Source organism: Neptuniibacter marinus, assembly GCF_965223595.1.
GTDB lineage: Bacteria > Pseudomonadota > Gammaproteobacteria > Pseudomonadales > Balneatricaceae > Neptuniibacter > Neptuniibacter marinus.
This window is the reverse complement of record NZ_OZ245004.1, coordinates 15829-40978: the sequence shown is the minus strand read 5'-3', so window position 1 is coordinate 40978 and position 25150 is coordinate 15829. Positions and strand designations below refer to the sequence as shown.

Genomic DNA, 25150 nt, shown 5'->3' with positions numbered 1-25150 from the left:
CCCATTATGGGTAGCTGTTAGTATCTGTGATAATTGAGGACAAAGGGATATCCCAGTTTTCCGTGGGTAGCTCTTTCACTTTCTGAATTTCATGAGCCAGTCCTATTAGTTTGGGACCTGCCAGTCCTTTTCTTAATGCCTTAAAGCTAAAAGTACGGTCATAATAGCCGCCGCCCATCCCCATCCGATTACCTTTTTCATCGAACGCTACCAGCGGTAGTAGAACTAAATCTAACGCCCAGGCAGCCCGTCTATGGTGAGGGATAAGTTTTGGTTCTTTAATGCCATAAATGTTTTTGATCATGTCTGTCTTTGCCGTGTAAGGCACAAACCATAATCTGTTATGTAAGACCGGATGTAATACAGGCAGATATACGCGTTTACCTAATTTCCAGCATAAGCGAATGAGAGACTCAGGATTGATTTCGCCATCATTAGGTAAATACATGGCAATATTTTTGGCGCGACGGAAATCAGTTCTATGGCGAATATTTGTTAGCAATAGCTGTGAGGCTTGTTGCTGTTGTCGGGGGGTGAGTGATCGCCTTAAGGTGCGAATATGCTGGCGAAGTTGTTTGCGGTTATTCATCACTAAATAAAGAAGATCCCCAAGGTGCCGACGTCGGTTATGGCCCTGAACCCGAAGGTTCAAGGAGGGGGTCGCTGAGCAACATTAGGCTTTCCGATAATCGGACATGCACACCAGAAACTACGAGCAACCTCCAAAAGTGTGGTTATCGGCTCGAGGGACGTAACTAACAACCGAACACCCCAGGGCATATGTCTATTATACGCCTTCTAGTTTGACTGTCAGGTCTTGTAATAAAATTAATTTGTGCTACATGCTTTGTAACGGTATGTATTTTAAGAAAATTTGCGAAATATGAAAAAAATTCAAGCGTGGTTGTGCTTTTTAAAGAGTTTCATCTATGTTTATGGATGCACTACTTTTTTGTAGCGCTGTATCAAGTTTGTTTCCTAAATGACGAAGTCGCCGCTCAACGTTACTATTGGTTTCTTGACGAGCTTGTAGCAGTTCGTGAGCAAGGTTTAAGGCTGCCATAACGGCGATACGTTCTAAACCGAGTACTTTTCCTGATTTGCGAATGTCTCGCATCTTTTCATTGAGCAGGTCGGCGGAGGCTAAAAGCTCAGCCTCTGCATCGGGTGGACAGTTAAAGCTAAACTCTTTGTCTAATAAGCTTATGGATACGGTTTGAGAATCTGCATGACTCATCTGTTTTGCTCCAGCGCTTTAAGTCGAACAATCATGGCTTTTATCTTGCTCTGTGTTTGTTCGTTGATTTGAATAAGTTGCGCGCGCTCCTCTTTAAGCGCTTTTTCGCGTTCACGAAGTTGAGAGTTTTCTTCCTCTAGTGCTGTATAGCGCTTAAGAATCTGGTCAATTTTTTGTTCTAGCGCGTCAAAATAATGCTCGGCCATGCAGAATCGAGACTCCTAACCTTTTTTAAAACCTGCTTTTGAGTTGTTAAATACTAACTTATTAAGAAGCGCAGGTTTATTCTTCTCTGCAGGACTATAATCAGCCCTTGCCAATGGGTCAATGACGCTGCACAGGATTCGCTTAAATGCTAGGATTAGCGTCATATTAAAATTGATGGACTTTATTCATGCCTTTAGAAAATATTCCTGTAGATCTGCCGGATTTTGAGCTGGTTGCTAATATGTTTGTTGAGGAAGGGGTGCGGGTCGTATCGCCTTCGGAGTTGCATGGTTTAATATCGGGGCATTTGGCAGCAGGTGCTAGATTAAAGCCTGAAGCATTGTTGCAGACAGCATGTGAGTTACTGGATATTGAGTCGTTATCTCAAGAAAGCAGTAAACTAATGATAGTGAATTTATATGAAGCTACGGCAGATGCCTTAGCAAGTTTGGATTTAGATTTTGAAATGTTACTTCCAGACGATGAAAATGAAATATCCCAACGTGCTGATGCTTTAGGTCGTTGGTGTCAGAGTTTTCTAGGTGGATTTGGTTTGTACGGTAAGCACACAGATGCTTCATTATCCACTGAGGCTAAAGAAACGTTGAATGATTTAGGGCAGATTGCTCAAATCTCGATTGATGTTGAAGAGTTGGACGAGAATGAGTCTGATCTGATGGAAGTGCAGGAGTACGTCCGAATGGCTGTGCTTATGCTTTTCACTGAATGTAATCAAGCGGTTGAAAATAAAGAAAAAGCGTTCGCGCAAGTTCAGCCGGAAAATAACAGGTTGCATTAAATGAAAATTAGTTTGGAACAGTTTGCTAAGCGACGAGAGCAGCTGATGGATAAGATGCTACCAGGTAGCATCGCCATTATTCCTGCAGCGCAGATGAAGCAGCGAAATAGTGATGTTGAATATCCTTTTCGGCAGGATAGCCATTTTTATTACCTAACCGGTTTTAATGAGCCTGATGCCGTTTTGCTGTTAATTCCAGGGCGTGCCGCTGGTGAATCGGTCATGTTTTGTCGTGGGCGCGACAAGTTGATGGAAATTTGGAATGGTTATCGTGCTGGCCCTGAAGGGGTTGTGGCGGATTATAATATTGCTGAAGCACATACCATTGACGAGATCGACATGCTGTTGCCTGCGCTTCTTGATGGCATCTCACGTATCTATTACTCCATTGGTCGAGATGAGGATTTAGATCAGCAGGTTAGACACTGGTTAAACCTTATTCGTCGAAATGTACGTAAAGGCGCTGTAGCGCCGTCTGAATTAGTGATGATTGACCAGCTGTTAAATGAGATGCGGTTGATAAAAACTGATGCAGAGCAAGCTGTAATGCGTGAAGCGGGAGAGATCTCGGCTCAAGGGCATATTAAGGCGATGCAGATCTGTAAACCTGGGATGATGGAGTATCAGCTAGAGGCTGAAATTTTACATAGCTTCGCTATGCAAGGTTGTCGTCAGCCTGCTTACTCAACTATTGTGGGTGGCGGTATCAATGCGTGTGTGCTGCATTACATAGAGAATGATCAAGTTCTTAATGATGGCGACCTTGTTCTTATTGATGCAGGCTGCGAACTAGATTGTTATGCCGGTGATATTACGCGTACTTTTCCTGTAAATGGCTGTTTTAACGCAGAGCAAAAGGCGCTTTATCAGTTGGTTTTAGATACACAAAAAGCGTGTATAGATCTTGCGAAGCCGGGCACTCTTTGGGATGAGGTACATGAGAAATCGGTTCAGATTTTAACGCAGGGATTGATTGATCTCGGGCTATTAAAAGGTTCTTTAGAGGATGAGATAGACGGGGGCGGCTACCGAGATTTTTACATGCATCGTGTAGGGCATTGGTTAGGTATGGATGTCCATGATGTAGGGGATTACAAAGTCGATGACCAGTGGCGACTTCTGCAGCCGGGTATGGTGATGACCGTTGAGCCAGGTATCTATGTGGCGGCTGATAATGAGAAGGTTGAACCCCGTTGGCGCGGTATTGGGATGCGTATTGAGGATGATGTGCTGATTACCGAACAAGGTTGCGAAATTTTAACGGCGTCAGTACCTAAAGAAATTGATGAAATTGAAGCGTTGATGGCCTCTGCATGAAGCAGCATTACGACATAGTGATAATTGGCGGCGGGATGGTGGGTGCTAGCTTAGCTTGCTCTCTACTGTCTGTTTCAGAGGAACTGGATCTCAATATAGCTGTTGTTGAGAGTACACCTTTGCCTGCAAAAGGTTCTCTCACTTATCAGCCTAGTTATGATGCAAGGTCTACAGCTTTGGCTTATGGCAGCCGTTCAATTTATGAGGCAATGGGTGTCTGGGATCGCTTAAAAAAGCATGTGTCGCCGATAAGTGATATCCATGTTTCAGATAAAGGCCATTTGGGTATTACTCGCTTGAATGCCCAGCAAGAGGGTGTGCCTGCATTAGGTTATGTTGTTGAAAACCAGTGGCTAGGCCATGTGCTGCTTGAGCATTTGCAGCAAGCGGATCAGCCTAACATTGATTTCATTTGCCCCGCTGAAGTGACTAATGTTCGCAGTGGCGCAGAAATAATGGGGGTCACTGTACTTTATCAAGAGCAGAGTATAGAGCTGAGTTGTGAATTGGTTGTAATGGCCGATGGTGGGCGTTCTTCCTTACGCGAGTCTATGGGGGTTAGTTATACTCAAAAGGCTTATGATCAGCATGCGATCGTCACCAATATTAGCGCCGATCAGCCCCACGGAGGTGTTGCTTATGAGCGTTTCACTGATAGTGGGCCGATGGCATTGTTGCCCTTGAATAATGATGACGGGGATAACCGCAGCGCATTAGTGTGGACTGTACCGGATGATATGCTTGAAGAGTTGCTTGGGTTAGATGACCAGAGCTTCATTGAGCGGTTACATGAGCGATTTGGTTACCGAGCTGGTAATTTTATTAAAGTCGGTCAGCGATCTTCCTATCCTTTGAAGTTGACCTTAGCGGATGAACAGGTAAGGCGAGGCCTCGTAGTATTAGGTAATGCTGCCCATGCACTGCATCCTATAGCAGGGCAAGGTTATAATCTCGCATTACGGGGTGTTGCTGCTTTGGCGGATAAATTAATTCAAGCTCGAAAAGGCAAACAGAACTTGGGTGATTTAGCGCTTTTGCAAACGTTTTATGAGCAACAACGATTAGATCAGACACGTACGGTAGTTTTTAGTGACCAAACGATGAAGCTGTTCTCTAATCATAACCCGTTGTTAGCGACCGGTAGGAGTGTAGCGCTCCAGCTGTTAGATATATGCCCCGCAGCAAAAACCTTATTTGCCCGCAGTGCGATGGGGCTTGATAGACCGGCTCCAAAGCTGAAATAGGAATATGTCGATGTCAGAACAGATTCAAGTGGATGTAGTGATTGTTGGAGCGGGCATGGTCGGTTTGACCTTGGCGGCGGGGCTTGCATCGAATGATCTGAATATTCTCATCCTTGAGCAACGCATAGATAGCTTGTTAGATATCGATGCAGTACTGCATGCGCAGACACAAGGTTTCGACCCAAGAGTGAGTGCCTTGACTTGCGCATCTCAGCAGATTTTGACCGCTGTAGGTGCCTGGCAATATATGCAAGATTGTCGTATCAGCCCCTATGAATTTATGGATGTATGGGATGGAGAAGGTACTGGGCATATACATTTTTCCGCTCAAGACCTGCATGAGCCTGTACTTGGACACATTGTCGAGAACCGTGTAACACTTGCTGCGCTCCATAAGGTTATAAAGCAAGCTAATAATATAGAGCTTGAACTGGGTGTCAGTGTTGTTGAACTTTCCAATAGTGAAGATGGTTGTCGAAGTATTAGTTTGGATGATGGGCGCGTTATTAAGGCTTCGCTGGTGGTTGCTGCTGATGGAGCGCTATCCAAAACACGTCAAATGGCTGGAATTCCTATGTGGGAGTGGGATTATGGCCATGATGCAATTGTGACTACAGTCAAAACAGAAAAGCAGCATGGCGAAACGGCTTGGCAACGTTTTACTGAGGATGGGCCTTTAGCCTTCTTGCCTTTAAGTAGTGATGATCGTGAAAATTACTGCTCTATTGTTTGGTCAACATCGCCTCTTCATGCAAAAACGCTGATGGCATTAGATGATAAAGATTTTTGTGTTGAGCTTGAACGGGCCTTTGAGCAGCGTTTAGGTCAGATTCTATCTGTGGATAAACGTTTTTCTTTTCCGTTAAAGCAGCGCCATGCTAAGCGCTATGTGGAACAAAATTTTGCGGCTATTGGTGACGCTGCACATACTATACATCCGTTAGCTGGGCAGGGCGTGAATTTAGGTTTAATGGATGCTGCTCAGCTGGTGGATACGTTGCTTGAGGCGAAAAATCGAGACGAGAGTATTGGAAGTGAAAACGTTCTAAAGCGTTTTCAGCGTGCGAGACGTACAGAAAATCTTCAAATGTCAGCTGCAATGGAGGGCTTTAAACGTTTGTTTGATAACAAGCAGCCTTTATTGCGATTGGCACGAAATATGGGGATGAATCTTCTAGATCAGTTGGCTCCTATAAAAAACCATATTGTTCAGGATGTTATGGGATTATCTGGGAATTTACCTACACTGGCAAAACGGCCAATTAAAGAGTAAATGTATAGACTGTGAGATGGTTGTGAGGAGGTCTCTACTATAGTTGCAGAGATGTTTTTCGCCCAAAGATTGAACTAAAGCGTAAATCCCTATAAATTGTCATCCCTTTTTTGCTTTTTAAGCTCTGTTGATATCTATCTATGCTTAGAATGCAATAAATATCAAGAGCGGTATTGGTCATCCTTAGGTTATTAGGCGATTCGATTGATGTACCAAGCCCTTAATACAGACCCTTAATAAGAGTTATATAGAATGGGTAGTAAAACAGCGCTATATGCGAAGCATCAAGAGATGGGTGCTAAAATTGTTGATTTTGGTGGTTGGGATATGCCCATCCATTATGGTTCTCAGGTTGATGAACACCATCAGGTGAGAACAGCATCAGGTATGTTTGACGTTTCCCATATGACGGTTGTAGACGTTACCGGAACTGATGCTAAAGAATATTTGCGTTACCTACTTGCTAACGATGTTGTGAAACTACAGGAAAAAGGCAAAGCGCTATATAGCGGTATGTTAAATGATAATGGTGGTGTTATTGATGACCTTATTGTTTACCTTATGACTGAGCCGGGTGTTTCAGGTGAATGGTTCCGCATTGTTGTTAACTGTGCAACTCGAGAGAAAGATCTGCGTTGGATGGCTGATCATACAGTGGGATTCGATGATGTTGCGTTAACTGAGCAACCAGATCTTGCTATGATTGCCATTCAAGGCCCTAAAGCGATAGAGCTTAGTAAACAGACCGTAGGAGAATCGCGCGCTAAATTGATTGACCAATTGAGTGTGTTTCAGGGACTCGAATCTGAAGGCTGGTTTATCGCAAGAACCGGATACACGGGCGAAGATGGATTGGAAATCATGTTGCCAGAAGATGAAGCAGCCAAATTTTGGCAGGCGTTGTCGGATAATGGTGTAAAGCCTTGTGGTTTAGGTGCACGTGATACACTGCGTCTAGAAGCTGGCATGAATCTATATGGCTCAGATATGGATGAGACGATTTCTCCATTAGCGGCTAATATGGGTTGGACGATCGCGTGGGAACCTGAAAATCGCAAATTTATCGGTCGAGAAGCCCTCGAAGCACAAAAAGAGAGCGGCGTAACTGATAAGCTTGTTGGCTTAGTGATGGAGTCTAGAGGTGTATTGAGAGCCCATCAAAAAGTTATTGTTGATGGTGTAGGGGAAGGTGAGATTACAAGTGGTTCTTTCTCTCCGACCTTAGGTTTTTCTGTTGCTATGGCGCGAGTGCCAGCCGCAACAGGAGAACAGGCGGATGTGGAAATTCGTGGAAAACGGGTACCTGTTCGTGTGTTAAGACCATCATTTGTTCGAAACGGCAAGAAAGTTTTCGATTAAGAAATTAGATAAGAACTAAGACCTCAAGGGTAGGAAATAAACATGAGTAACATCCCATCTGAACTGAAATACGTTGCTAGTCATGAATGGATCCGCGTCGAAGGTGACGGTATCGTTACTATTGGTGTAACTGACCACGCTCAGGATTTGCTGGGTGATGTGGTTTTTGTTGAACTACCTGAGGTAGGCGCTGAGCTTGCGGGTGGTGATGAAGCGGGTGTTGTTGAGTCCGTTAAAGCGGCTTCTGATGTATATGCACCATTAAGCGGTGAAATTGTTGCTATCAATGAAGAGTTAGAAGACTCGCCAGAGCTTGTTAATTCCGATCCTTATGGTGATGGCTGGTTCTTTAAGATCAAGCTAAGCGATACTGAAGAATTAAATGATCTATTAGATGCGGAAGGTTATACTGGTCTTTGTGAATCAGAAGCCTAAGCGTATAGCCCTATAAGCCTATGGAGCCTTAGGTTCTGTACAAGTTAAATTATTGTCCCGGCTCTATGCCGGGATAATTGTTTATAAAAACTGTCCATAAATGCTGGAAAAACATGTCACTGCAAACACTAAAACTTAATAGTGGCGCTGAGCGTCGTCTTCGGGGTGGTCATCTTTGGATCTACAGTAATGAGGTAGATAATCGTGCTACACCTTTAAAAAGCTTTGCTCCAGGCGAACAGGTGATTGTTGAAACGGATAAAGGTAAGCCCTTAGGTGTGGCTTATGTTAATCCAAATACGCTGATTTGTGGCCGTATTGTTAGCCGTGATTTGAAATATAAACTGGACCGATCTTTGATCATCCATCGTTTGAAAATTGCGCTTTCCTTGCGAGAAAGTTGTTTTAGTGATAGCTGTTATCGCTTGGTTTTTGGCGACAGTGATGGCTTGTCGGGGTTAGTTATTGATCGTTTCTATGATATTTTTGTTGTGCAGATATCCACTGCAGGAATGGAAGCGGTATTAGACGAGATCATAGAGTCGCTCAATAAGGTGTTTACGCCTAAGGCTATTTTGTTGCGAAATGATGGCAAAATGCGCGATATGGAAGGTCTTGAAACCTACACTGAAATTGTACAAGGGGATATTCCTGAGTTATGCCCTCTGATGGAAAACTCGGTCTCTCTTTTAGCGCCATTACAGAAAGGCCAAAAAACAGGCTGGTTTTATGATCATCGAAACAATCGTGCGCAGATGCAGAGTCACGTTGAGGGCAAACGTGTGCTTGACCTGTTTAGTTACGTTGGAGGCTGGGGAGCGCAAGCGCTTGCTGCGGGCGCCTCTCAGGCGATTTGTGTCGATGCTTCTCATTTTGCGTTGGAAGTTGCGGCAGAAAATGCGCGTATAAATAATGCTGCGGATCGTTTTGAAGGTTTCCATGGTGATGCATTTGATATTTGTAAGTCGCTGATCGCCGATAAAGAAAAATTTGATCTGGTTGTTCTTGATCCTCCGGCGTTTATCCAGAAGAAAAAGGATATACGTAATGGTGAACGTGCTTATGCGCGAATGAATAACTTTGCGATGCGTCTGCTGAAAAAAGATGGAATCTTAGTGTCTGCATCTTGCTCTATGCATCTTGAGCGTCAGCGCTTAGTTGATATTATTCGTAGTAACAGCCGTGAACTGGATCGTAATGCGCAGATTTTTGATCAGGGTCATCAAGGGGCTGATCATCCAGTGCATCCTGCGATTCCTGAAACTGATTACCTGAAATCTTTCTTTGTTCGGGTTTTACCATCTTCATAAATCAAAGGGGTATAGGTCTTGCGTTATAACCGATTAGGAAATACGGACCTCAAAGTGAGTGCCATCTGTCTGGGTACTATGACATTTGGCAGTGATCAAAGCGAAGCTGAAGCGTTTGAGCAGATGGATTATGCCTTTGAGAAAGGCGTTAACTTTCTTGATGGTGCGGAAATGTATCCCATTCCAACGTCACCTCAATATCAGGGACGTAATGAGGAGATTATTGGCAACTGGCTGAAAGCTCGTCAAAACCGTGAACAAATGGTTGTTGCTACTAAAGTGACCGGCCCGGGTGATATGGTGAGTTATCTCCGTCCTGATATGGCGCTAGATAGCCGTAATATCCGCGAAGCAGTCACGAATAGCCTTAAACGTTTACAAACGGATTATATCGATCTTTACCAGATTCACTGGCCTGATCGAGCTGCTAATTTTTTTGGTCAGTTGAATTATAAGCATCAGCCAGAAAAAGATGGTACGCCGTTGCTCGAAACATTGGATGTGATGAGCGAATTGGTGAAAGAGGGTTTGATTCGTCATGTTGGTTTATCTAATGAAACTGCGTGGGGAACTATGAAGTTTTTGCAGTTAGCTGAACAGCATGGCCTGCCTAAGTGTGTGTCGGTACAGAACCCTTTTAATCTACTTAATCGCAGTGTTGAAATAGGTCTGACTGAGGTGCTACATCGAGAGGAGGTGTCCCTATTACCGTATTCGCCATTAGGTTTTGGTGTGTTGAGTGGTAAATATCTTGGAGACGCTCGCCCTGAAGATGCAAGGCTGACCCGTTATCCTGTGTTTGCTCGTTATTTGAATGAGCAAGGGCAGCTAGCAACACAGGCATACGTTGATTTAGCGCGCCAATATGATCTTGATCCTGCCACTATGGCTCTAGCTTGGGTAAACGGTCGCGATTTTGTATCGAGCAATATTATAGGTGCGAGTAATATAATTCAGTTACAAAATAATATTGATTCTATCGACGTTGATCTCAGTAGTGAGTTACTCACAGCTATTGAAGAAATTAATGTTCGTTTTCCTAACCCTTGTCCATAGTTGTTAAGTTATTTTAGAGCAACTCCTGTTGCTCTAATCTCTTTTTTTATTGCCATTTGTAAGTTTTTTGCCAGACTTTGTTTAGTGATAAGACAAATAAGGTGATCTTATGTTGCAAGTAAAAGATGCTATGTATCCTGTTAGTTGCCCACTTAGAACTGATATGTCGTTGGTTTATGCTGTAGAGACGATACTTGAATCGGGCTATCTAGGGTTGCCGGTGGTAGATACTGATTCGATAGTCGTGGGTTTTTTGTCTGAATTTGACTGTCTGCCTCATCTGTTAAGGGACAGCTATCATTGCGATAGTCATGTGACGGTTGAGACGTTAATGCAGAAAAATCCGCTAGTGGTGTCGCCGACTATGAGTATTGTTGATCTTGCTCAGCAGATGGCTCTAGATAAACCTAAGGTTTATGCGGTTGTGGAACAGGGTAAACTGCTAGGTGTAATAACGCGAAGTATGCTGATGAAGACGCTAAGCGAGGCTCTGAAGCAGTGTAATGCGGTAGCGTGATGTTAGTCTAGGCTGAGCATACTCCGCTAAGAAGCAGAGTATGCTTTAAATAGATCTAACGTAGATCTAATACCGGCCAAAGGTGTTCGTTGGCGTGGGCTTCTAGAGTTTCATCTGGATTAACAGCAATCGGATTAGTGACTAGTTGGAGTAAAGGTAGATCGTTATGGGAATCGCTATAAAAATAGCTATCTTCTAACGTATAGGGATTTGCTGATAGCCAGTCATTAAGTCGAGTGACTTTTCCCTCTTGGAAGCATGGGATGCCTGTTACTTTGCCCGTGTAATTGCCATCAATCATCTCAGGATCTGTCGCGATAATGGCATCAACGCCTAATCTGTTCGCAATGGGGCTAGTAACAAAATGATTTGTTGCTGTAATAATTAATAGATAATCACCGCGTTCCCTGTGGTTTTTCAGTAGTTCTAGGGCTTTTGGTAAGATAATGGGCTCTATTTTTTCTGCCATAAATTGCTGATGTAGTGTATTTAGCTTTTCTTTATGGAGTGTTGCTAGAGGACGGAGTGCAAAATCTAGGAACTCATAAATATCTAAACCGCCATTTTTATACTGGTCATAGAAATAGTCATTAGCGCGGCGGTATTCATCACTGTCGACGATTCCTTTTCCACATAAAAACTCTCCCCAAGCGTGATCACTATCACCACCCAATAAGGTGTTGTCTAAATCAAAAATAGCTAAGCTCAATGGGGTATCTCCTGCCTGTATTAGATGAATGCGATGTCAGTTCGAGAGCATAGGGAGGAACGCCAGTGAATGCAATCGCCATTGTCTAAGCTTGTAAGGGTTATATGCTTTATTATGATTTTTCCCTCAAACCAGCCTGTTCTTGTGCTTAATAGTCATATTCAGGAGTAATATATTGTCTGAGGATTTGCTGAGTATGAAAGAAGTGTGGAACAATAGCTGAAAAGAATTTAGGGATTGTACAGTGATTGATTCAGATGGGTTTAGGCCGAATGTCGGTATCATTCTGGCTAACTCGCTGGGTCAGGTCCTTTGGGCAAGACGAATAGGCCAAGATGCTTGGCAATTCCCGCAGGGTGGTATCAATGAAGATGAAACACCTGAAGATGCAATGTATAGGGAATTGCGGGAAGAAATAGGACTTAAAGTATCAGATGTCGAAATCGTCGCGGTGACGCGCGGTTGGCTCAGATATAGGTTGCCCAAACGAATGATCCGGCGCAATTCACATCCAGTATGTGTCGGCCAGAAGCAAAAATGGTTTTTGTTGAGGATGTTAAGCACCGATAGTGCAGTTGCTATCGATCACACTGATTCGCCAGAGTTTGATGGTTGGAAATGGGTGAGCTACTGGTATCCGCTTGGCCAAGTTGTGTCTTTTAAGCGAGAGGTTTACCGAAAGGCAATGCGAGAGCTATCTCCAAAGTTGTCGCGTATTAATGATAAAAAGACCTGAGTGGAGAGATTGAGTGCTGAATGTATTAAGAAAAATTGTGCAAGAGGTAAGCGTAGCTCCTGATTTAGAGACGGTGCTTAACCTTATTGTGCAGAGAATTCAGCGCTCAATGCATACGCAGGTTTGTTCTGTTTATCTGTTTGACCCGAGTGATCAGTGCTATGTGCTGATGGCGTCAGAGGGGTTAAACGAAGAGGCGATTGGTAGTGTGCGTCTGTCAATCGATGAAGGTTTGGTCGGTACGGTGGTAAAGCGTGCAGAGCCAATCAATCTTGAAAATGCCGCTGATCACCCCGCATATAAGTATGTTGAGGAGACTGGAGAGGAGCGATTAAGTTCTTTCTTAGGTGTCCCGATTATTCGTCATCGAGATGTATTGGGCGTACTTGTTGTTCAACAAAGAGAGGTGCGCCGCTTTGATGAAAGTGAAGAAGCCTTTCTTGTTACACTGTCTGCCCAGCTAGCCGGCGCTATTGCCCACGCTGAAGCAACGGGCGCCTTAGGCGCCATCGGTGCTCAGTTAACCGATGTGATTGATCTGCGGTTTGAAGGTGTTGCCGGTGTGGCCGGTGTAGCTATTGGTTCTGCTACTGTTGTATCACCGCCTGCAGATCTGAGTTCTGTGCCAGATAAGGCTGCGAAAGATATAGCTAAAGAGATCGCTAACTTTCAAGAGGCACTTAGACTTGTACGCCGTGATATAAAAGTTGTCGGCCGGAGTTTAGCGCAGCGTTTAAGGTCGGAAGAGCAAGCGTTGTTTGATGTCTATTTACGTATGTTGGATGATAACGCGCTTGCGGGTGAAGTAGTCTCACGTATTGAGCAAGGTAATTGGGCTCAAGGTGCACTACGTGAAGTTGTCAGTGAGCATGTGCATCAGTTTTCTATGATGGGTGATCCCTATTTAAGAGAGCGTGCGACGGATATAAAAGACCTTGGACGCAGAGTTTTAGCTTATTTACAGGAAGCTTCCCCTGCACTATTGGAATTTACTGATGAGACTATCCTTGTTGCAGATGAGCTTACCCCTGCGATGCTGGGTGAAGTACCTAGTGAGAAGTTAGTAGGGCTTGTTTCGGTTCATGGTTCTAGTAACTCCCATGTTGCCATTTTGGCTCGTTCAATGGGTATTCCAACCATTATGGGGGCAGTCGATCTGCCTCTTACGCGTATTGATGGGCGTCAATTGATTCTTGACGGTTATTCTGGCCGTATTTATGTACAGCCTAGTGAAAAGTTACTGACGGCATACAGCGATATTGCACGTTGTGAACAGGAGCAAGCGACTGAGTTAGAAGCCCTAAAAGATCTTCCTGCAGAAACCAGCGATGGATATATTATGCCGTTGTGGGTGAATACTGGGCTGGTGGCTGATGTAGCTCGTTCTCTAGATCGTGGCGCGGAAGGTATTGGTTTGTATCGTACCGAAGTGCCTTTTATGATTCGTGAGTTTTTTCCTAGCGAACAAGAGCAGGCTGATACGTATCGTAAGCAGCTTGAAGCCTTTTCCCCTCGCCCTGTGACTATGCGAACACTGGATATAGGTGGCGATAAAGCGCTTCCCTATTTTCCGATCAACGAAGAAAACCCGTTTCTTGGTTGGCGAGGTATCCGAGTTACTTTAGATCATCCTGAGATTTTTCTAGTTCAAGTACGCGCCATGCTGAAAGCAGGTGAAGGTTATGACAATCTTCGGATTATGCTGCCAATGGTTACTAGTGTGGGTGAGGTAGAAGAGGCAAATCGTCAAATTGATCGCGCGGTTCAGGAGCTTCAGGATGAGGGTTATGCGATTAAACGTCCGCTTGTTGGCGTGATGGTAGAGGTGCCTGCTGCAGTGTACCAAGTACGTAGGTTTGCACGACGTGTAGATTTTATCTCAGTGGGCTCTAATGATTTAACCCAGTACCTGCTGGCTGTTGATCGAAATAATCCACGCGTAGCAGGATTGTATGTAAGCTATCATCCTGCGGTACTTAAAGCATTGCAGCATATTGCTCGCGAAGCCCATAAAGAAGGGGCTCATGTATCTATTTGTGGTGAAATGGCTTCAGAGCCCGGTGGTGCTCTGCTATTGATGGCGATGGGATACGATGTGCTCTCTATGAATGCAACGAATTTGCCTAAGGTGAAGTCAGCGATTCGCTCGGTGAGTAAGCAGAATGCCGATCTGTTACTGAAAGATGTGATGGCGATGGATGATGCTGATCGCATACAAAGGTTTATGAATGAGCGCTTAGAGCAACTTGGTATAGCGCTACCTGCTCAGCCAGTATTAGTTATATAATCGTCGATTATCCAATTGGGGGAACTTGAATTAGCTGTGCTTTGCGGCTAATTTTACCATCTGTTCCGTAGCTTTGTTCTAGTATTTGGGTGGTGCCATCTTTCTCCTGTAGTAATACTGTCGTTGCTCTTGTTCCGTAGTTGCTGGTTTTTATAAAGGTTGATGAAAGTATCTTTTCCCACTCGAGGCTTACGCCTGTATCTGGCAGTTGTTCGATCGATGCTTGTGTCTGATCGCTCATAATCTCAATGAGTGACTCAATATCTAAGTTCTTATTTTTGATTAGGCGGGAAAGTTGTGCTTTTACATAACAGACCTTAGGCCAGGGAGTGTCGAGCAATGCATTGCTTAGTGCATAGATGCCTGATTCGAGCTTTTGGGTATCAGTGCTTTTGTTTGAGGCGTAGTAAAAACCGGATTGGTCACCGAGTAGTAGATTAAAATCACTAAATTCCATTTCTTTTGATGCCAATTGTTGCAGATAGTGTTGGGCAGGTATATTTGTGCAGAGAAAGTTGCGTGTTAGTTCTCCTCGTGAACGTAAACGCTTATTCGTTGTCTTATGGCCATCCCGATAGTTCGTTACGGCGGAGAAGCGCCCTGTTGTTGTAATACCTAGCCATGTTCCTGATTTTTCACGATCACGACCAGCGAGTATTTGAGGCTCATCCTGCCAAAAATTTAATAAATCACTCGGGCGCTGGTAAAACTCATCTCTGTTTGCGATTAAAATAAGCGAATATTTAGGATGGCAATTATAGGCAAAAGCGATTAGACACATAGTAAATATCCGTTAAATGGGTAAGATAGCGATCCTATTTAAAATCTAACTGTACACTGTCGATTCTAAGTGTTCAGGAATAAAAATTCACATCAGTAAAGGTTTGCGTGATGTTAGTGACTATTTTGACCTATCTTGTTCTTGGTGCCGCTGCGGGTGTTGTTGCTGGCCTATTTGGGATTGGGGGCGGTCTTTTGATTGTACCTGTGCTTATTTTTTGCTTTGAATTGCAGGGTATGTCATCGGAGGTGTTAACTCATGCTGCGGTCGCTACCTCGTTAGCTACTATTGTTGCAACTTCGGTTAGTTCTACGTTGGCTCATCATCGTAAAGGTGCTGTGCGCTGGGATATTTTTAAGCCGTTAGCGTTAGGTATATTGGTTGGGGCGGTGCTCGGTGTAAAAACGGCAGGGCAGATGAAGGGGGAATGGCTCCAGATTGCTATTGGTTGTTTTGCTATTGCGGTGGCTTTTCAGATGTCCCTGAACTTAAAACCGTCGGCTGGTGAGAAAGAGGTTTCGAAGGGATCATTCGTTATTTCTGGCGGCCTAATTGGTTGGTTGTCGAGTATTTTTGGTATTGGTGGCGGTACATTGACTGTGCCTTATCTAACTTGGGGACGAGTACAGATGCAGCAAGCGGTTGCTACCTCTGCTGCTTGTGGTTTACCTATCGCGGTGATGGGTGCATTGACTAATATTTGGGAAGGCTGGGGGCATGCTGATATGCCTGAATGGAGTGCTGGATATATCTACCTTCCTGCTTTTTTAGGAATTGTGCTTACAAGTACGTTATTTGCCAAGGTAGGAGCTAAGCTTGCGCACAGCCTGCCTGGGCCTGTATTAAAGCGAATTTTTGCAGTGTTTTTGCTGTGCGTAGGTTTGCGTTTTTTACTGACTAATTTGCTATAAGGAGATACAGATGTGGGTGCATGATATAGATCCTATTGCCGTTGCTTTAGGCCCTTTGAAAATTCATTGGTACGGTTTGATGTACTTAGTGGGTTTTGCTGCGGCTTGGTGGCTGGGCGTTAGGCGTGCGCGCAGAGCGGGTTCAGGTTGGAGCGAAGAACAGATCTCAGACATTATTTTCTGGGGGGCAATGGGTGTTGTACTTGGGGGCCGTGCGGGCTATGTCATCTTTTATAACTTTGATAAGTTTATATCTGACCCTTTATGGTTGTTTGCTGTATGGGAAGGGGGCATGTCGTTTCATGGCGGCTTGCTTGGGGTTATTGTGGTGATGTATCTGTTTGGTCGCCAGCATAAAAAAACCTTATTTCAAATGACCGACTTTATTGCACCTTTAATACCGGTCGGTTTAGGCGCTGGTCGTATTGGTAACTTTATCGGTGGTGAGCTATGGGGGCGAGTGACGGATCAGCCTTGGGGAGTTGTTTTTCCACGTGCAGGAAATTTACCGCGACATCCTTCTCAGTTATATGAGTTTGTGCTTGAGGGCGTAGTGCTGTTTGTGTTGTTGTGGTGGTTCTCGTCTAAGCCTAGGCCTCGAATGGCTGTATCAGGACTATTTCTCCTGTTGTATGGGGTTTTTCGTTCGATGGTGGAGTTCGTGCGTGAGCCTGATGAGCACATAATGTTTTTGGCGTTTGATTGGCTGACAATGGGGCAGTTGCTATCCTTGCCTATGATCATCGTGGGTGTGTTCCTTCTTCTTTGGTCAAAAAAGCAGGGGAGTGTAGAAGCTGTTGCTCGATGAATAACCATTAGACGAAATAGTTGAAAGGTATAGATTGTCGTTAATATGACTTTCTATATCCCTGCATACAGTCTTTTAGACTGAATGCAGGGCGATGGGATAGTAGAATTACACGGAAAATGGATATTGTATAGCCGGGTGATGCTCATAGCCTTTGATTTCAAAGTCATCGAGTGTGACCCATGTTTCTAGATCTTCTAGTGATTTGATATCAGGGTTGATGATCAGTTTTGGTGAGGCTAATGGCTCGCGTTGAAGCTGTACATTTTTCATTAATTCCAACTGGTCCTCATAAATGTGCGCATTGACGATTTTATGAAAAGCCTGTCCGGGCTTGTTGCCGGTAATTTGTGCCATGATGGCCAAGAAGAAATAAACCTGAACCATATTGAAATTTAACCCCAGCGGTACATCACAGCTTCTTTGGGTGCTGTTCAAGTATAACGTATCGCCGAGTAGGGAAAAATGATGGCTGTACATACAGGGACGCAAACATCCCATGTGGAACGCGCCTGGGTGATAGAAAGTGAAAATTTCGCCGCGATCATCAATGCCATTAGAAAGGTCATCGACAATCTTACGAAGTAGATCAATTTTTCCGCCATCGACTTTAGGGAAGTTGCGCCCGATCTTGCCATAGATTAATCCGCAATCATCAGTCCCTTTGCGATATGGATTGGCAAGCCAGTCTGAATTATCGTTTGCGTTAGCATCCCAAGTTTTGGTGCCGATTTTGCGAAAATCAGCCGCGTTATCGTAGCCTCGGATATAACCGATAATCTCTGCTATAGCAGATTTATAAAAGCTTTTGCGAGTTGTAACGAGAGGGAATTCTCCATCTTTTACGTTATAGGTAAGATCAGCGTCGATAATGGTTAGGCACTTCTTGCCTGTTCGCTTGTTGTCAACCCAGACACCTTGATCGACTATTCTTTGGCAAAGATCTAGATATTGCTTCATGGCTTTGTTATTAACCTGAATTCGATTTGAGACTAGTTTATGATAACGATAAAAAAGAATGCCATGTTAGCAGTTTTTTAAAATTACGGTAGAAGGAGTGGGTGTGAAGTTAGCCATCATTGTTGCTCAAGATAAAAATCGGGCAATCGGTATTAATAATAAGTTGCCTTGGCATCTACCAGAGGATCTTCGCTATTTTAAGCAGGTGACCATGGGTAAACCAATTATTATGGGGAGAAAAACATTCGAGTCTATCGGGCGGCCATTGCCAGGTAGGGTGAATATTGTTATATCGCGTCAGGAAAGTTATGCCCCAGAAGGGGTGAGAGTTGTTAATAGTTTGGATGATGCAGCTGAATTAGCTGAAAGTATCTGTCTAATTGATGGCGCCGATGAAGCAATGATTATCGGTGGTGCGCAGATATATGCTCAGGCGATTGATAGAGCTGATCGTTTATACTTAACGGAAGTCGATGCAGAGATCAATGGTGATGCATGGTTTCCAGAGTTTGATCGTTCTGCTTGGAATGAGCTTGGGCGGGAAGACTTTTTGGCTGAAGGGCCAAATCCCTATAATTATAGTTTTATCGTGTTAGATCGAATTTAATCAAAAAAGGCTAAGTAGTATGACGGTCCGTTCGTTGTTGTCTATTTTGGCTGATGGCAAGTTTCATTCAGGGCGAGAGCTGGGAGATGAGGTTGGTGTTAGTCGTAGTGCGATCTGGAAGCATGTACGTCGTTTTGAAGACGGTGGTTTAGATATTTTCAGTGTTAAAGGGCGTGGATATCGAGTCCCAGGTGGTCTTGAACTACTCGATATAGAGCGTATTCAGCAAGGGCTATTGCCTGAGGTTAAGTTGTTGATCAAGGATCCTGATTTGCGACTGAGTATCGAATCCACTAATGAGTTAGCGATGGAGGCCAGTCAGCGTGGTGATTGTCATGGTCGCTTGTTCTTGGCTGAGCAGCAATTAGCTGGCCGAGGACGTAGAGGTCGTGAGTGGGTAAGTCCGTTTGCTCGTAACCTGTATTTCTCTTTGGTTTGGCGTTTTGAGCAAGGTGTTGCTGCACTTGAAGGTTTAAGTCTTTTAGTGGGTCTTGCTATTGTGCGAGCCTTGGAAAAGATGGAGATCCAAGGTGTTGAGCTTAAATGGCCGAATGATCTTTTACATCAAGGTAAAAAACTTGCTGGAATTTTGCTCGAAGTTCATGGTGAGGCTTCCGGTCAGTGCCAGGTTGTTATTGGTGTCGGTATTAATGTTGAGATGCCGAAAGAAGTAAGTGAGGCTATAGATCAACCATGGACCGATCTGAAGACTATTACTGGTGGAGTGGTAAGCCGTAATCAATTACTAGCGGTTATCCTTAATGAGTTAGTGGTTTGTTTGGAGCGTTTTGATAAGGAGGGCTTTGTGGGGTTGGTTGATGAGTGGCAATCTCGTCACGCTATGCAAAACGAGGCGGTGATTCTGCAAATAGGTGATGAGTTTGTGGAAGGGGTATGTCGGGGTGTTGATGGCTCTGGTGCTTTGTTACTTCAGTCTGCTGCCGGTATCAAGGCTTATCATGGTGGTGAAATTAGTGTTAGACGTCCAGTATGATTCTAGAGATTGATGCAGGTAATACCTTTGTTAAGTGGCGCTTGCTTGATAACTTAGATGTAGTGAAGCGTGGGCGCTTTTTAACAGAACAGTTAAGTCGAAGCATACCTGTTGAATGGCAGGAGGCAGTTGCTGAAATTAGAGTTGCCTCCGTAGCTGGTAAAGATATTAATCTGCAAATAGAAGCTGTTCTCTCTGGCTATCACTCCATAGAGATACGGTTTGCGCAAACGACAGGTTTTTGTGCTAGCGTGAAAAATAGCTATGCGCAACCCGAGCGCATGGGAGTCGATCGTTGGTTGGCCATGTTGGCGGCCTACAATAAAGTTAAGCGAGCTTGTTGTGTTGTGGACTGTGGTAGCGCTATCACGATTGATTTTATTGATGCATTTGGAAAGCATCAAGGTGGATATATTTTGCCTGGACTTAGATTGATGAAACAGGATTTGTTGTCTAATACAGCTGAGATCCAAGTTGATCGATCTATATCTGCTTTTGATCTTGTGCCGGGCAGAGATACGTCTGCGGCAGTTGATCATGGTATTAATTACCTGTTTCTTTCTTTGGTTGAAAAGGTCGCCAGAGATATTAATAAGCCTATGGAGTCATATCAGCTATTTGTCACGGGTGGAGATGGGCAGCTGTTTGCGTCTCTTGTTGAGGGAGGGGAGTATTCTTCTGATCTTGTACTTGATGGTCTTGCTTGGGGTCTCAGCACGTAATGCTGCGTTGGATTTGTCTGTTTGCTTTATTGGCAAATGCGCTTCTTTTGTTGTGGTATTCGGTGCAAGCTCCGCGTACGGTCCCCCGCCTCGATAATCTTTCCCGCGATATTGATACATTGCGTCTTGTGGGCGAGATTAACCCTCAATCATTAGTTTGGCTGAGTGGAGACTCTGAAGTTTCATCATGTGTAGAATTTGATGGTTTTAGAAGTCGGGTAAAGGCTGGTGCTGTAAAACGATTTGTTTATGAGCAAGGGTTTTCTTCTGAAGTGGAGGAAGTTCGAGTTCAAGTTGAGCGTAATCATAAAGTGATAGTTGTTCTGCCTGATGAATTAAATGAGCGCATGAGGGTTATAGATTATTTAGAAAGCTCTGAAGGCTTAAAATCGGAAAAGATGCTTAATTTTGAGTATGCGATCGCAGCTTTTGAAGGCAGAGCGGAGGCTGAAGAGAAGCTGATGGAGCTGAAGGCCTCTAAAATAAAGGCGCGTATTGAATTTGAACGGGTAAGCGAGTTACGTTTTAGGGTGCGTGTTTTTGAGGATATTGATCGAAAATTATCCAATGAAATCAAAGAAGTAGTTATGGAAAGCTATTCTGTAGAAAAAAATGAAAAAAAAGTGTGTCAAAGGGTTGCAAGCATAAGGTCTACTGAGTAATATACGCGCCACTTCGTTGTTGAGAGGCCGGTATAGCTCAGTTGGTAGAGCAACTGACTTGTAATCAGTAGGTCCGGGGTTCGACTCCTCGTGCCGGCACCATCTCAGGCCAGGCGAAGTATTGAAATTGTTGGTGGGGTTCCCGAGTGGCCAAAGGGATCAGACTGTAAATCTGACGCGAAAGCTTCGGTGGTTCGAATCCACCCCCCACCACCATTCATTGCAAGGCGGGTATGGTATAGTGGCTATTACCTCAGCCTTCCAAGCTGAAGAGGCGGGTTCGATTCCCGCTACCCGCTCCAATGACCTATTGCTCAAGTAGCTCAGGGGTAGAGCACACCCTTGGTAAGGGTGAGGTCGGCGGTTCAATTCCGCTCTTGAGCTCCAGAATTTATTTTAGGGTAGATATAGAAATATATCTGCCCTTTGTTATATTTGGCGCTTTGTAAATTAATTGTACTGGTAGAGACCGATGGCTAAAGAACAATTTGAACGCTCAAAACCGCATGTTAACGTTGGTACAATCGGCCACGTTGATCACGGTAAAACTACACTTACTGCTGCTCTGACTCGCGTATGCGCTGAGGTTTGGGGTGGTGATGCAGTTGCATTCGATGGTATCGATAACGCTCCAGAAGAGCGTGAGCGTGGTATCACAATCGCGACTTCACATGTTGAGTATGATTCTCCAGATCGTCATTACGCACACGTTGATTGCCCAGGACACGCGGATTATGTAAAAAACATGATCACAGGTGCTGCGCAGATGGATGGCGCGATTCTAGTATGTGGCGCGACTGATGGTCCTATGCCACAGACTCGTGAGCACATCCTGCTTTCTCGTCAGGTAGGTGTACCTTACATCGTAGTATTCTTGAACAAAGCTGATCTTCTTGCAGAAGATTGTGGCGGTGCTGATTCTGAAGAATACGAAGAGATGCTTGAATTGGTTGAAATGGAGCTTCGTGAGCTTCTAGAGCAGTATGACTTCCCAGGTGATGACACACCAATTATCGCAGGTTCTGCGCTAATGGCGTTGAATGGTGAAGATGATAATGGGCTGGGTACGACAGCAGTTAAGACGCTGGTTGAGACGCTAGATTCTTATATTCCTGAGCCTGAGCGTGCAATTGATGGTGCATTCATTATGCCTATCGAGGACGTATTCTCTATCCAAGGTCGTGGTACTGTAGTAACAGGTCGTGTAGAGCGCGGTATTATTAATACAGGTTCTGAAGTTGAGATCGTTGGTATTCGTGAAACACAGACAACAACGTGTACGGGTGTTGAAATGTTCCGTAAACTGCTTGACGAAGGTCGTGCAGGTGAGAACATTGGTGCGCTTCTACGTGGTACTAAGCGTGAAGATGTTGAACGTGGTCAGGTTCTAGCTGCACCAGGTTCTATTACACCGCATACTCGTTTCGAAGGCGAAGTGTACGTGCTATCCAAAGAAGAGGGTGGTCGTCATACTCCTTTCTTCAAAGGTTACCGTCCACAGTTCTACTTCCGTACAACGGATATCACGGGTGCATGTGAGCTTCCAGACGGTGTTGAAATGGTAATGCCAGGCGATAACGTTCAGATGGATGTTACGCTAATCAACCCGATTGCGATGGAAGAAGGTCTGCGTTTTGCGATCCGTGAAGGCGGTCGTACAGTAGGTGCTGGTGTTGTATCTAAAATTATCGAGTAATATTAGATAATTAGGTATTGCCAATCGATGGGGAGGCCTATACAATACGCCTCCCTATTATGCGATAGGCCAGTGGCTCAATTGGCAGAGCAGCGGTCTCCAAAACCGCAGGTTGTGGGTTCGAGTCCCTCCTGGCCTGCCAACTCATTCGGAGTTGGTATCTTGCAAGCGAATCGTTTTTAGTAATCCTGAGGCCCTAAGCGTGAATGCGAAAGTGAATCCCGAAGGTTCAAAGTTTGATGCCCTGAAATGGGTGGTTGTAGTGGCGGTTGTCGCTGCCGGTGTTGTGGGTAACTCCATCTTTGCTGATCAGTCTTTGTTCTACCGTGTAGTAGCATTGCTGGTGTTGGCTATGGTTGCAGGTTTTATATCCCTGCAAACGGCTAAAGGTAAGGCTTTCTTCACTTTGTTTAAAGAAGCAAAGCAGGAGATTCGTAAGGTGGTGTGGCCGACACGCCAAGAAACGTTGCAGACGACAGCTATTGTTGTTGTGGTCGTTTTGGTTGTTGGTTTGATGCTGTGGGGGCTTGACTCGTTATTGAGTTGGCTTGTATCTGGGGCGATTAGTTAAGAGGCGATAAGCATGTCGATGCGTTGGTATGTAGTGCATGCGTACTCCGGGTACGAGAAGCGTGTGATGAATACGCTAAAAGAACGAGTTGAACTGCATAGTATGCAGGATCTTTTTGGTGAGATTTTAGTTCCTACCGAAGAGGTTGTAGAGATTCGCGATGGTAAAAAGCGAAAATCTGAACGTAAGTTCTATCCTGGTTATGTTTTAGTGAATATGGATATGAACGACGAAAGCTGGCATTTGGTGAAAAATACACCTCATGTTTTAGGTTTTATTGGTGGTACGGCAGGTAAGCCTGCGCCGATCACTGAAGCTGAAGCGAATGAAATTCTAAGTCGTGTGGAAAGTGGTGTTGATAAGCCGCGTCCTAAGACTGTGTTTGAGCCAGGCGAAATGGTGCGTGTTACTGATGGCCCATTTGCTGACTTTAACGGTGTTGTAGAAGAGATTAATTACGAGAAGAATAAACTGCATGTTGCAGTGTTGATTTTCGGTCGTTCTACACCGGTTGAGCTAGATTTTGGTCAGGTAGAAAAAGCCTGATAAAAAGTATGAAGGAATAACCTCAGCGAGAGCTGGGGTTTTTCTGTCTTGAGAAAATGGGGAGCTGAGAGGCGTTTGAACCCACTAGGAGTACATTGAAAAATGGCTAAGAAAATTGAAGCTTACATTAAGCTGCAAGTTCCTGCCGGTGGCGCGAATCCGTCACCTCCAGTAGGTCCTGCGTTAGGTCAACATGGTGTTAACATCATGGAATTCTGTAAAGCGTTTAATGCCCAGACACAGGGCATGGAAAGCGGTTTGCCTGTTCCTGTTGTTATTACTGTTTATGCTGATCGTAGCTTTACGTTCATCACTAAAACACCTCCTGCAGCAGTGTTGTTGTTGAAGGCTGCAGGCCTTAAGAGTGGTTCTGGTCGTCCGAATACTGAAAAAGTGGGTTCTGTTACTCGCGCTCAGTTAGAAGAGATCGCTACTGTTAAAATGCCAGACCTTACAGCTGCTGATATGGATGCGGCTTGCCGTACTATTGCTGGTACAGCGCGTAGCATGGGCTTACTTACAGAGGTGGATGAGTAATGGCTAAGTTAACTAAACGTCAAAAGTTGATTGCTGAGAAAGTAGAAGCTGGTAAAGCGTACGCTATCGAAGATGCTGTTTCTCTATTGTCTGAACTATCTACTGTAAAGTTCAAAGAAACGGTTGATATCGCTGTAAATCTAGGCGTTGATCCACGTAAATCTGATCAGGTTGTTCGTGGTTCTACTGTATTGCCAAATGGTACAGGTAATGATGTTCGCGTAGCCGTATTTGCTCAAGGTGAAAATGCTGAGAAAGCAAAAGAAGCTGGCGCAGATGTTGTTGGTTTTGAAGATCTTGCTGAGCAAATTAAAGGCGGTGATCTTGATTTTGGTGTTGTTATTGCGACGCCAGACGCTATGCGTGTTGTTGGTCAGCTAGGTCAGGTGCTTGGTCCTCGAGGCCTAATGCCTAACCCTAAAGTTGGTACAGTAACACCAGATGTTGTTACAGCAGTTAAAAATGCTAAAGCAGGTCAGGTTCGTTTCCGTACTGATAAGAACGGTATTATTCATGCTGGCGTTGGTAAAGCTGATTTTGAAGCTGCTTCTATCAAGCAAAACATTGAAGCATTGATTGCAGATTTGAAGAAGCTGAAGCCTTCTGCTGCAAAAGGTATTTATCTTAAGAAGGTAGTTCTGTCCACTACAATGGGTCCAGGTCTACTTGTTGATCAGGCTTCTTTGGAAGTTTAATCAATGAAAGGTTTTTTGAGGGTCTTCTGTGACTGTAATGCAGAGACGAAGGCCGTCAAAGACCGCAGGTGATAAAGGTAACTTTATCTTAATGGGCTGACCAGCCTGCGCAGACGGTGAGATTCTGAATTTGAATCAAACCACCGTACTCGGAATCCCCATTGATTGGGGGGT

General features: G+C 44.5%; 28 protein-coding genes, 5 tRNA genes and 1 other RNA gene. 27 read left to right on the top strand and 7 right to left on the bottom strand.

Going from position 1 to position 25150, the window contains the following annotated elements; genetic code table 11:
* Nucleotides 1-4: 4 nt before the first annotated feature.
* The 4 genes from ACOQOE_RS00225 to ACOQOE_RS00210 form a co-directional block, all read right to left on the bottom strand.
* The gene (locus ACOQOE_RS00225) at nucleotides 5-589 is read right to left on the bottom strand and encodes a 5-formyltetrahydrofolate cyclo-ligase (RefSeq protein ID WP_067863326.1); all 585 of its coding nucleotides are present in this window, start codon (nucleotides 587-589) and stop codon (nucleotides 5-7) included.
* Nucleotides 590-601: 12 nt separating this feature from the next.
* A non-coding RNA gene (gene ssrS / locus ACOQOE_RS00220) (6S RNA) lies at nucleotides 602-781 on the bottom strand.
* Between the two features lie 132 nt (nucleotides 782-913).
* Nucleotides 914-1237: a cell division protein ZapA gene (locus ACOQOE_RS00215; RefSeq protein ID WP_067862971.1), complete on the bottom strand. Its 324-nt coding sequence runs from the start codon at nucleotides 1235-1237 to the stop codon at nucleotides 914-916.
* On the bottom strand, nucleotides 1234-1443 hold the full coding sequence (locus ACOQOE_RS00210; RefSeq protein ID WP_067862969.1) for a TIGR02449 family protein: 210 nt from the start codon (nucleotides 1441-1443) through the stop codon (nucleotides 1234-1236). Before ACOQOE_RS00210 ends, ACOQOE_RS00215 begins: the two co-directional genes overlap by 4 nt.
* Before the next feature lie 188 nt (nucleotides 1444-1631).
* Between ACOQOE_RS00210 and ACOQOE_RS00205 the strand changes: the two genes are divergently transcribed.
* From ACOQOE_RS00205 to ACOQOE_RS00165, 9 genes are all read left to right on the top strand, one after another.
* Entirely contained in the window at nucleotides 1632-2243 is a 612-nt protein-coding gene (locus tag ACOQOE_RS00205; RefSeq protein WP_420554618.1) for a UPF0149 family protein, read from the top strand.
* The gene (gene pepP, locus ACOQOE_RS00200; RefSeq protein WP_420554617.1) at nucleotides 2244-3560 is read left to right on the top strand and encodes a Xaa-Pro aminopeptidase; all 1317 of its coding nucleotides are present in this window, start codon (nucleotides 2244-2246) and stop codon (nucleotides 3558-3560) included.
* Nucleotides 3557-4804: a 2-octaprenyl-6-methoxyphenyl hydroxylase gene (gene ubiH / locus ACOQOE_RS00195; RefSeq protein ID WP_067862960.1), complete on the top strand. Its 1248-nt coding sequence runs from the start codon at nucleotides 3557-3559 to the stop codon at nucleotides 4802-4804. The genes pepP and ubiH overlap by 4 nt, the downstream gene beginning before the upstream one ends.
* Before the next feature lie 10 nt (nucleotides 4805-4814).
* Nucleotides 4815-6077: a UbiH/UbiF/VisC/COQ6 family ubiquinone biosynthesis hydroxylase gene (locus ACOQOE_RS00190; protein WP_420554616.1), complete on the top strand. Its 1263-nt coding sequence runs from the start codon at nucleotides 4815-4817 to the stop codon at nucleotides 6075-6077.
* Between the two features lie 252 nt (nucleotides 6078-6329).
* Entirely contained in the window at nucleotides 6330-7436 is a 1107-nt protein-coding gene (gene gcvT, locus ACOQOE_RS00185) for a glycine cleavage system aminomethyltransferase GcvT (protein WP_067862953.1), read from the top strand.
* A gap of 42 nt (nucleotides 7437-7478) precedes the next feature.
* On the top strand, nucleotides 7479-7871 hold the full coding sequence (gene gcvH, locus ACOQOE_RS00180) for a glycine cleavage system protein GcvH (protein ID WP_067862951.1): 393 nt from the start codon (nucleotides 7479-7481) through the stop codon (nucleotides 7869-7871).
* Nucleotides 7872-7984: 113 nt separating this feature from the next.
* Nucleotides 7985-9181: a class I SAM-dependent rRNA methyltransferase gene (locus tag ACOQOE_RS00175; RefSeq protein ID WP_420554615.1), complete on the top strand. Its 1197-nt coding sequence runs from the start codon at nucleotides 7985-7987 to the stop codon at nucleotides 9179-9181.
* A gap of 18 nt (nucleotides 9182-9199) precedes the next feature.
* On the top strand, nucleotides 9200-10237 hold the full coding sequence (locus tag ACOQOE_RS00170; protein ID WP_420554614.1) for an NADP(H)-dependent aldo-keto reductase: 1038 nt from the start codon (nucleotides 9200-9202) through the stop codon (nucleotides 10235-10237).
* Between the two features lie 109 nt (nucleotides 10238-10346).
* The gene (locus ACOQOE_RS00165; RefSeq protein ID WP_420554613.1) at nucleotides 10347-10754 is read left to right on the top strand and encodes a CBS domain-containing protein; all 408 of its coding nucleotides are present in this window, start codon (nucleotides 10347-10349) and stop codon (nucleotides 10752-10754) included.
* Between the two features lie 55 nt (nucleotides 10755-10809).
* Here ACOQOE_RS00165 and ACOQOE_RS00160 read toward each other — a convergent pair whose 3' ends face one another.
* Nucleotides 10810-11463 carry an HAD family hydrolase gene (locus tag ACOQOE_RS00160; RefSeq protein WP_420554612.1) on the bottom strand — a complete coding sequence of 218 codons (654 nt, stop codon included), beginning with the start codon at nucleotides 11461-11463 and terminating at the stop codon, nucleotides 10810-10812.
* 244 nt (nucleotides 11464-11707) lie between these two features.
* Here ACOQOE_RS00160 and ACOQOE_RS00155 point away from each other — a divergent pair, with 244 nt between their 5' ends.
* Nucleotides 11708-12199 (top strand): RNA pyrophosphohydrolase, encoded by a 492-nt coding sequence (locus tag ACOQOE_RS00155; protein WP_067862931.1) that lies wholly within the window; start codon nucleotides 11708-11710, stop codon nucleotides 12197-12199.
* Between the two features lie 13 nt (nucleotides 12200-12212).
* The gene (gene ptsP / locus ACOQOE_RS00150) at nucleotides 12213-14486 is read left to right on the top strand and encodes a phosphoenolpyruvate--protein phosphotransferase (protein WP_067862929.1); all 2274 of its coding nucleotides are present in this window, start codon (nucleotides 12213-12215) and stop codon (nucleotides 14484-14486) included.
* Nucleotides 14487-14493: 7 nt separating this feature from the next.
* Here the strand turns inward: ptsP and ACOQOE_RS00145 are convergent, their stop codons facing one another.
* Nucleotides 14494-15267, bottom strand: a complete 774-nt coding sequence (locus ACOQOE_RS00145) for an NRDE family protein (protein ID WP_067862926.1) — start codon at nucleotides 15265-15267, stop codon at nucleotides 14494-14496.
* Nucleotides 15268-15377: 110 nt separating this feature from the next.
* On the opposite strand from ACOQOE_RS00145, the gene ACOQOE_RS00140 reads away from it, so the two are divergent.
* Both ACOQOE_RS00140 and lgt read left to right on the top strand, forming a co-directional pair.
* Nucleotides 15378-16178, top strand: coding sequence for a sulfite exporter TauE/SafE family protein (locus tag ACOQOE_RS00140; RefSeq protein WP_082792330.1), 801 nt, complete (start codon nucleotides 15378-15380; stop codon nucleotides 16176-16178).
* A gap of 10 nt (nucleotides 16179-16188) precedes the next feature.
* Nucleotides 16189-16986, top strand: a complete 798-nt coding sequence (gene lgt / locus ACOQOE_RS00135; protein ID WP_067862924.1) for a prolipoprotein diacylglyceryl transferase — start codon at nucleotides 16189-16191, stop codon at nucleotides 16984-16986.
* 108 nt (nucleotides 16987-17094) lie between these two features.
* On the opposite strand, the gene ACOQOE_RS00130 is transcribed toward lgt, so the two are convergent.
* Nucleotides 17095-17946, bottom strand: a complete 852-nt coding sequence (locus ACOQOE_RS00130; protein WP_420554611.1) for a thymidylate synthase — start codon at nucleotides 17944-17946, stop codon at nucleotides 17095-17097.
* 103 nt (nucleotides 17947-18049) lie between these two features.
* On the opposite strand from ACOQOE_RS00130, the gene ACOQOE_RS00125 reads away from it, so the two are divergent.
* The 14 genes from ACOQOE_RS00125 to rplA all read left to right on the top strand — a co-directional run bounded on the left by ACOQOE_RS00125 (nucleotide 18050) and on the right by rplA (nucleotide 24976).
* On the top strand, nucleotides 18050-18553 hold the full coding sequence (locus ACOQOE_RS00125) for a dihydrofolate reductase (protein WP_067862922.1): 504 nt from the start codon (nucleotides 18050-18052) through the stop codon (nucleotides 18551-18553).
* Between the two features lie 19 nt (nucleotides 18554-18572).
* Entirely contained in the window at nucleotides 18573-19547 is a 975-nt protein-coding gene (gene birA / locus ACOQOE_RS00120) for a bifunctional biotin--[acetyl-CoA-carboxylase] ligase/biotin operon repressor BirA (RefSeq protein ID WP_420554610.1), read from the top strand.
* The gene (locus ACOQOE_RS00115) at nucleotides 19544-20269 is read left to right on the top strand and encodes a type III pantothenate kinase (RefSeq protein WP_067862920.1); all 726 of its coding nucleotides are present in this window, start codon (nucleotides 19544-19546) and stop codon (nucleotides 20267-20269) included. Before birA ends, ACOQOE_RS00115 begins: the two co-directional genes overlap by 4 nt.
* Nucleotides 20269-20931, top strand: a complete 663-nt coding sequence (locus ACOQOE_RS00110; protein WP_067862918.1) for a hypothetical protein — start codon at nucleotides 20269-20271, stop codon at nucleotides 20929-20931. The genes ACOQOE_RS00115 and ACOQOE_RS00110 overlap by 1 nt, the downstream gene beginning before the upstream one ends.
* Before the next feature lie 26 nt (nucleotides 20932-20957).
* A tRNA-Thr gene (locus ACOQOE_RS00105) sits at nucleotides 20958-21033 on the top strand.
* A 30-nt stretch (nucleotides 21034-21063) separates the two neighbouring features.
* Nucleotides 21064-21147: transfer RNA gene (locus ACOQOE_RS00100), tRNA-Tyr, on the top strand.
* Nucleotides 21148-21158: 11 nt separating this feature from the next.
* Nucleotides 21159-21233, top strand: a tRNA-Gly gene (locus tag ACOQOE_RS00095).
* A 10-nt stretch (nucleotides 21234-21243) separates the two neighbouring features.
* Nucleotides 21244-21318: transfer RNA gene (locus tag ACOQOE_RS00090), tRNA-Thr, on the top strand.
* Nucleotides 21319-21403: 85 nt separating this feature from the next.
* The gene (gene tuf, locus ACOQOE_RS00085) at nucleotides 21404-22627 is read left to right on the top strand and encodes an elongation factor Tu (RefSeq protein ID WP_067862880.1); all 1224 of its coding nucleotides are present in this window, start codon (nucleotides 21404-21406) and stop codon (nucleotides 22625-22627) included.
* 66 nt (nucleotides 22628-22693) lie between these two features.
* Nucleotides 22694-22769, top strand: a tRNA-Trp gene (locus ACOQOE_RS00080).
* 60 nt (nucleotides 22770-22829) lie between these two features.
* Nucleotides 22830-23198, top strand: coding sequence for a preprotein translocase subunit SecE (gene secE / locus ACOQOE_RS00075; RefSeq protein ID WP_067862913.1), 369 nt, complete (start codon nucleotides 22830-22832; stop codon nucleotides 23196-23198).
* A gap of 12 nt (nucleotides 23199-23210) precedes the next feature.
* Nucleotides 23211-23744: a transcription termination/antitermination protein NusG gene (gene nusG / locus ACOQOE_RS00070; protein WP_067862911.1), complete on the top strand. Its 534-nt coding sequence runs from the start codon at nucleotides 23211-23213 to the stop codon at nucleotides 23742-23744.
* 102 nt (nucleotides 23745-23846) lie between these two features.
* The gene (gene rplK / locus ACOQOE_RS00065; protein WP_067862909.1) at nucleotides 23847-24281 is read left to right on the top strand and encodes a 50S ribosomal protein L11; all 435 of its coding nucleotides are present in this window, start codon (nucleotides 23847-23849) and stop codon (nucleotides 24279-24281) included.
* Nucleotides 24281-24976 (top strand): 50S ribosomal protein L1, encoded by a 696-nt coding sequence (rplA, locus tag ACOQOE_RS00060; RefSeq protein ID WP_067862902.1) that lies wholly within the window; start codon nucleotides 24281-24283, stop codon nucleotides 24974-24976. Before rplK ends, rplA begins: the two co-directional genes overlap by 1 nt.
* The last annotated feature ends 174 nt before the right edge of the window (nucleotides 24977-25150 follow it).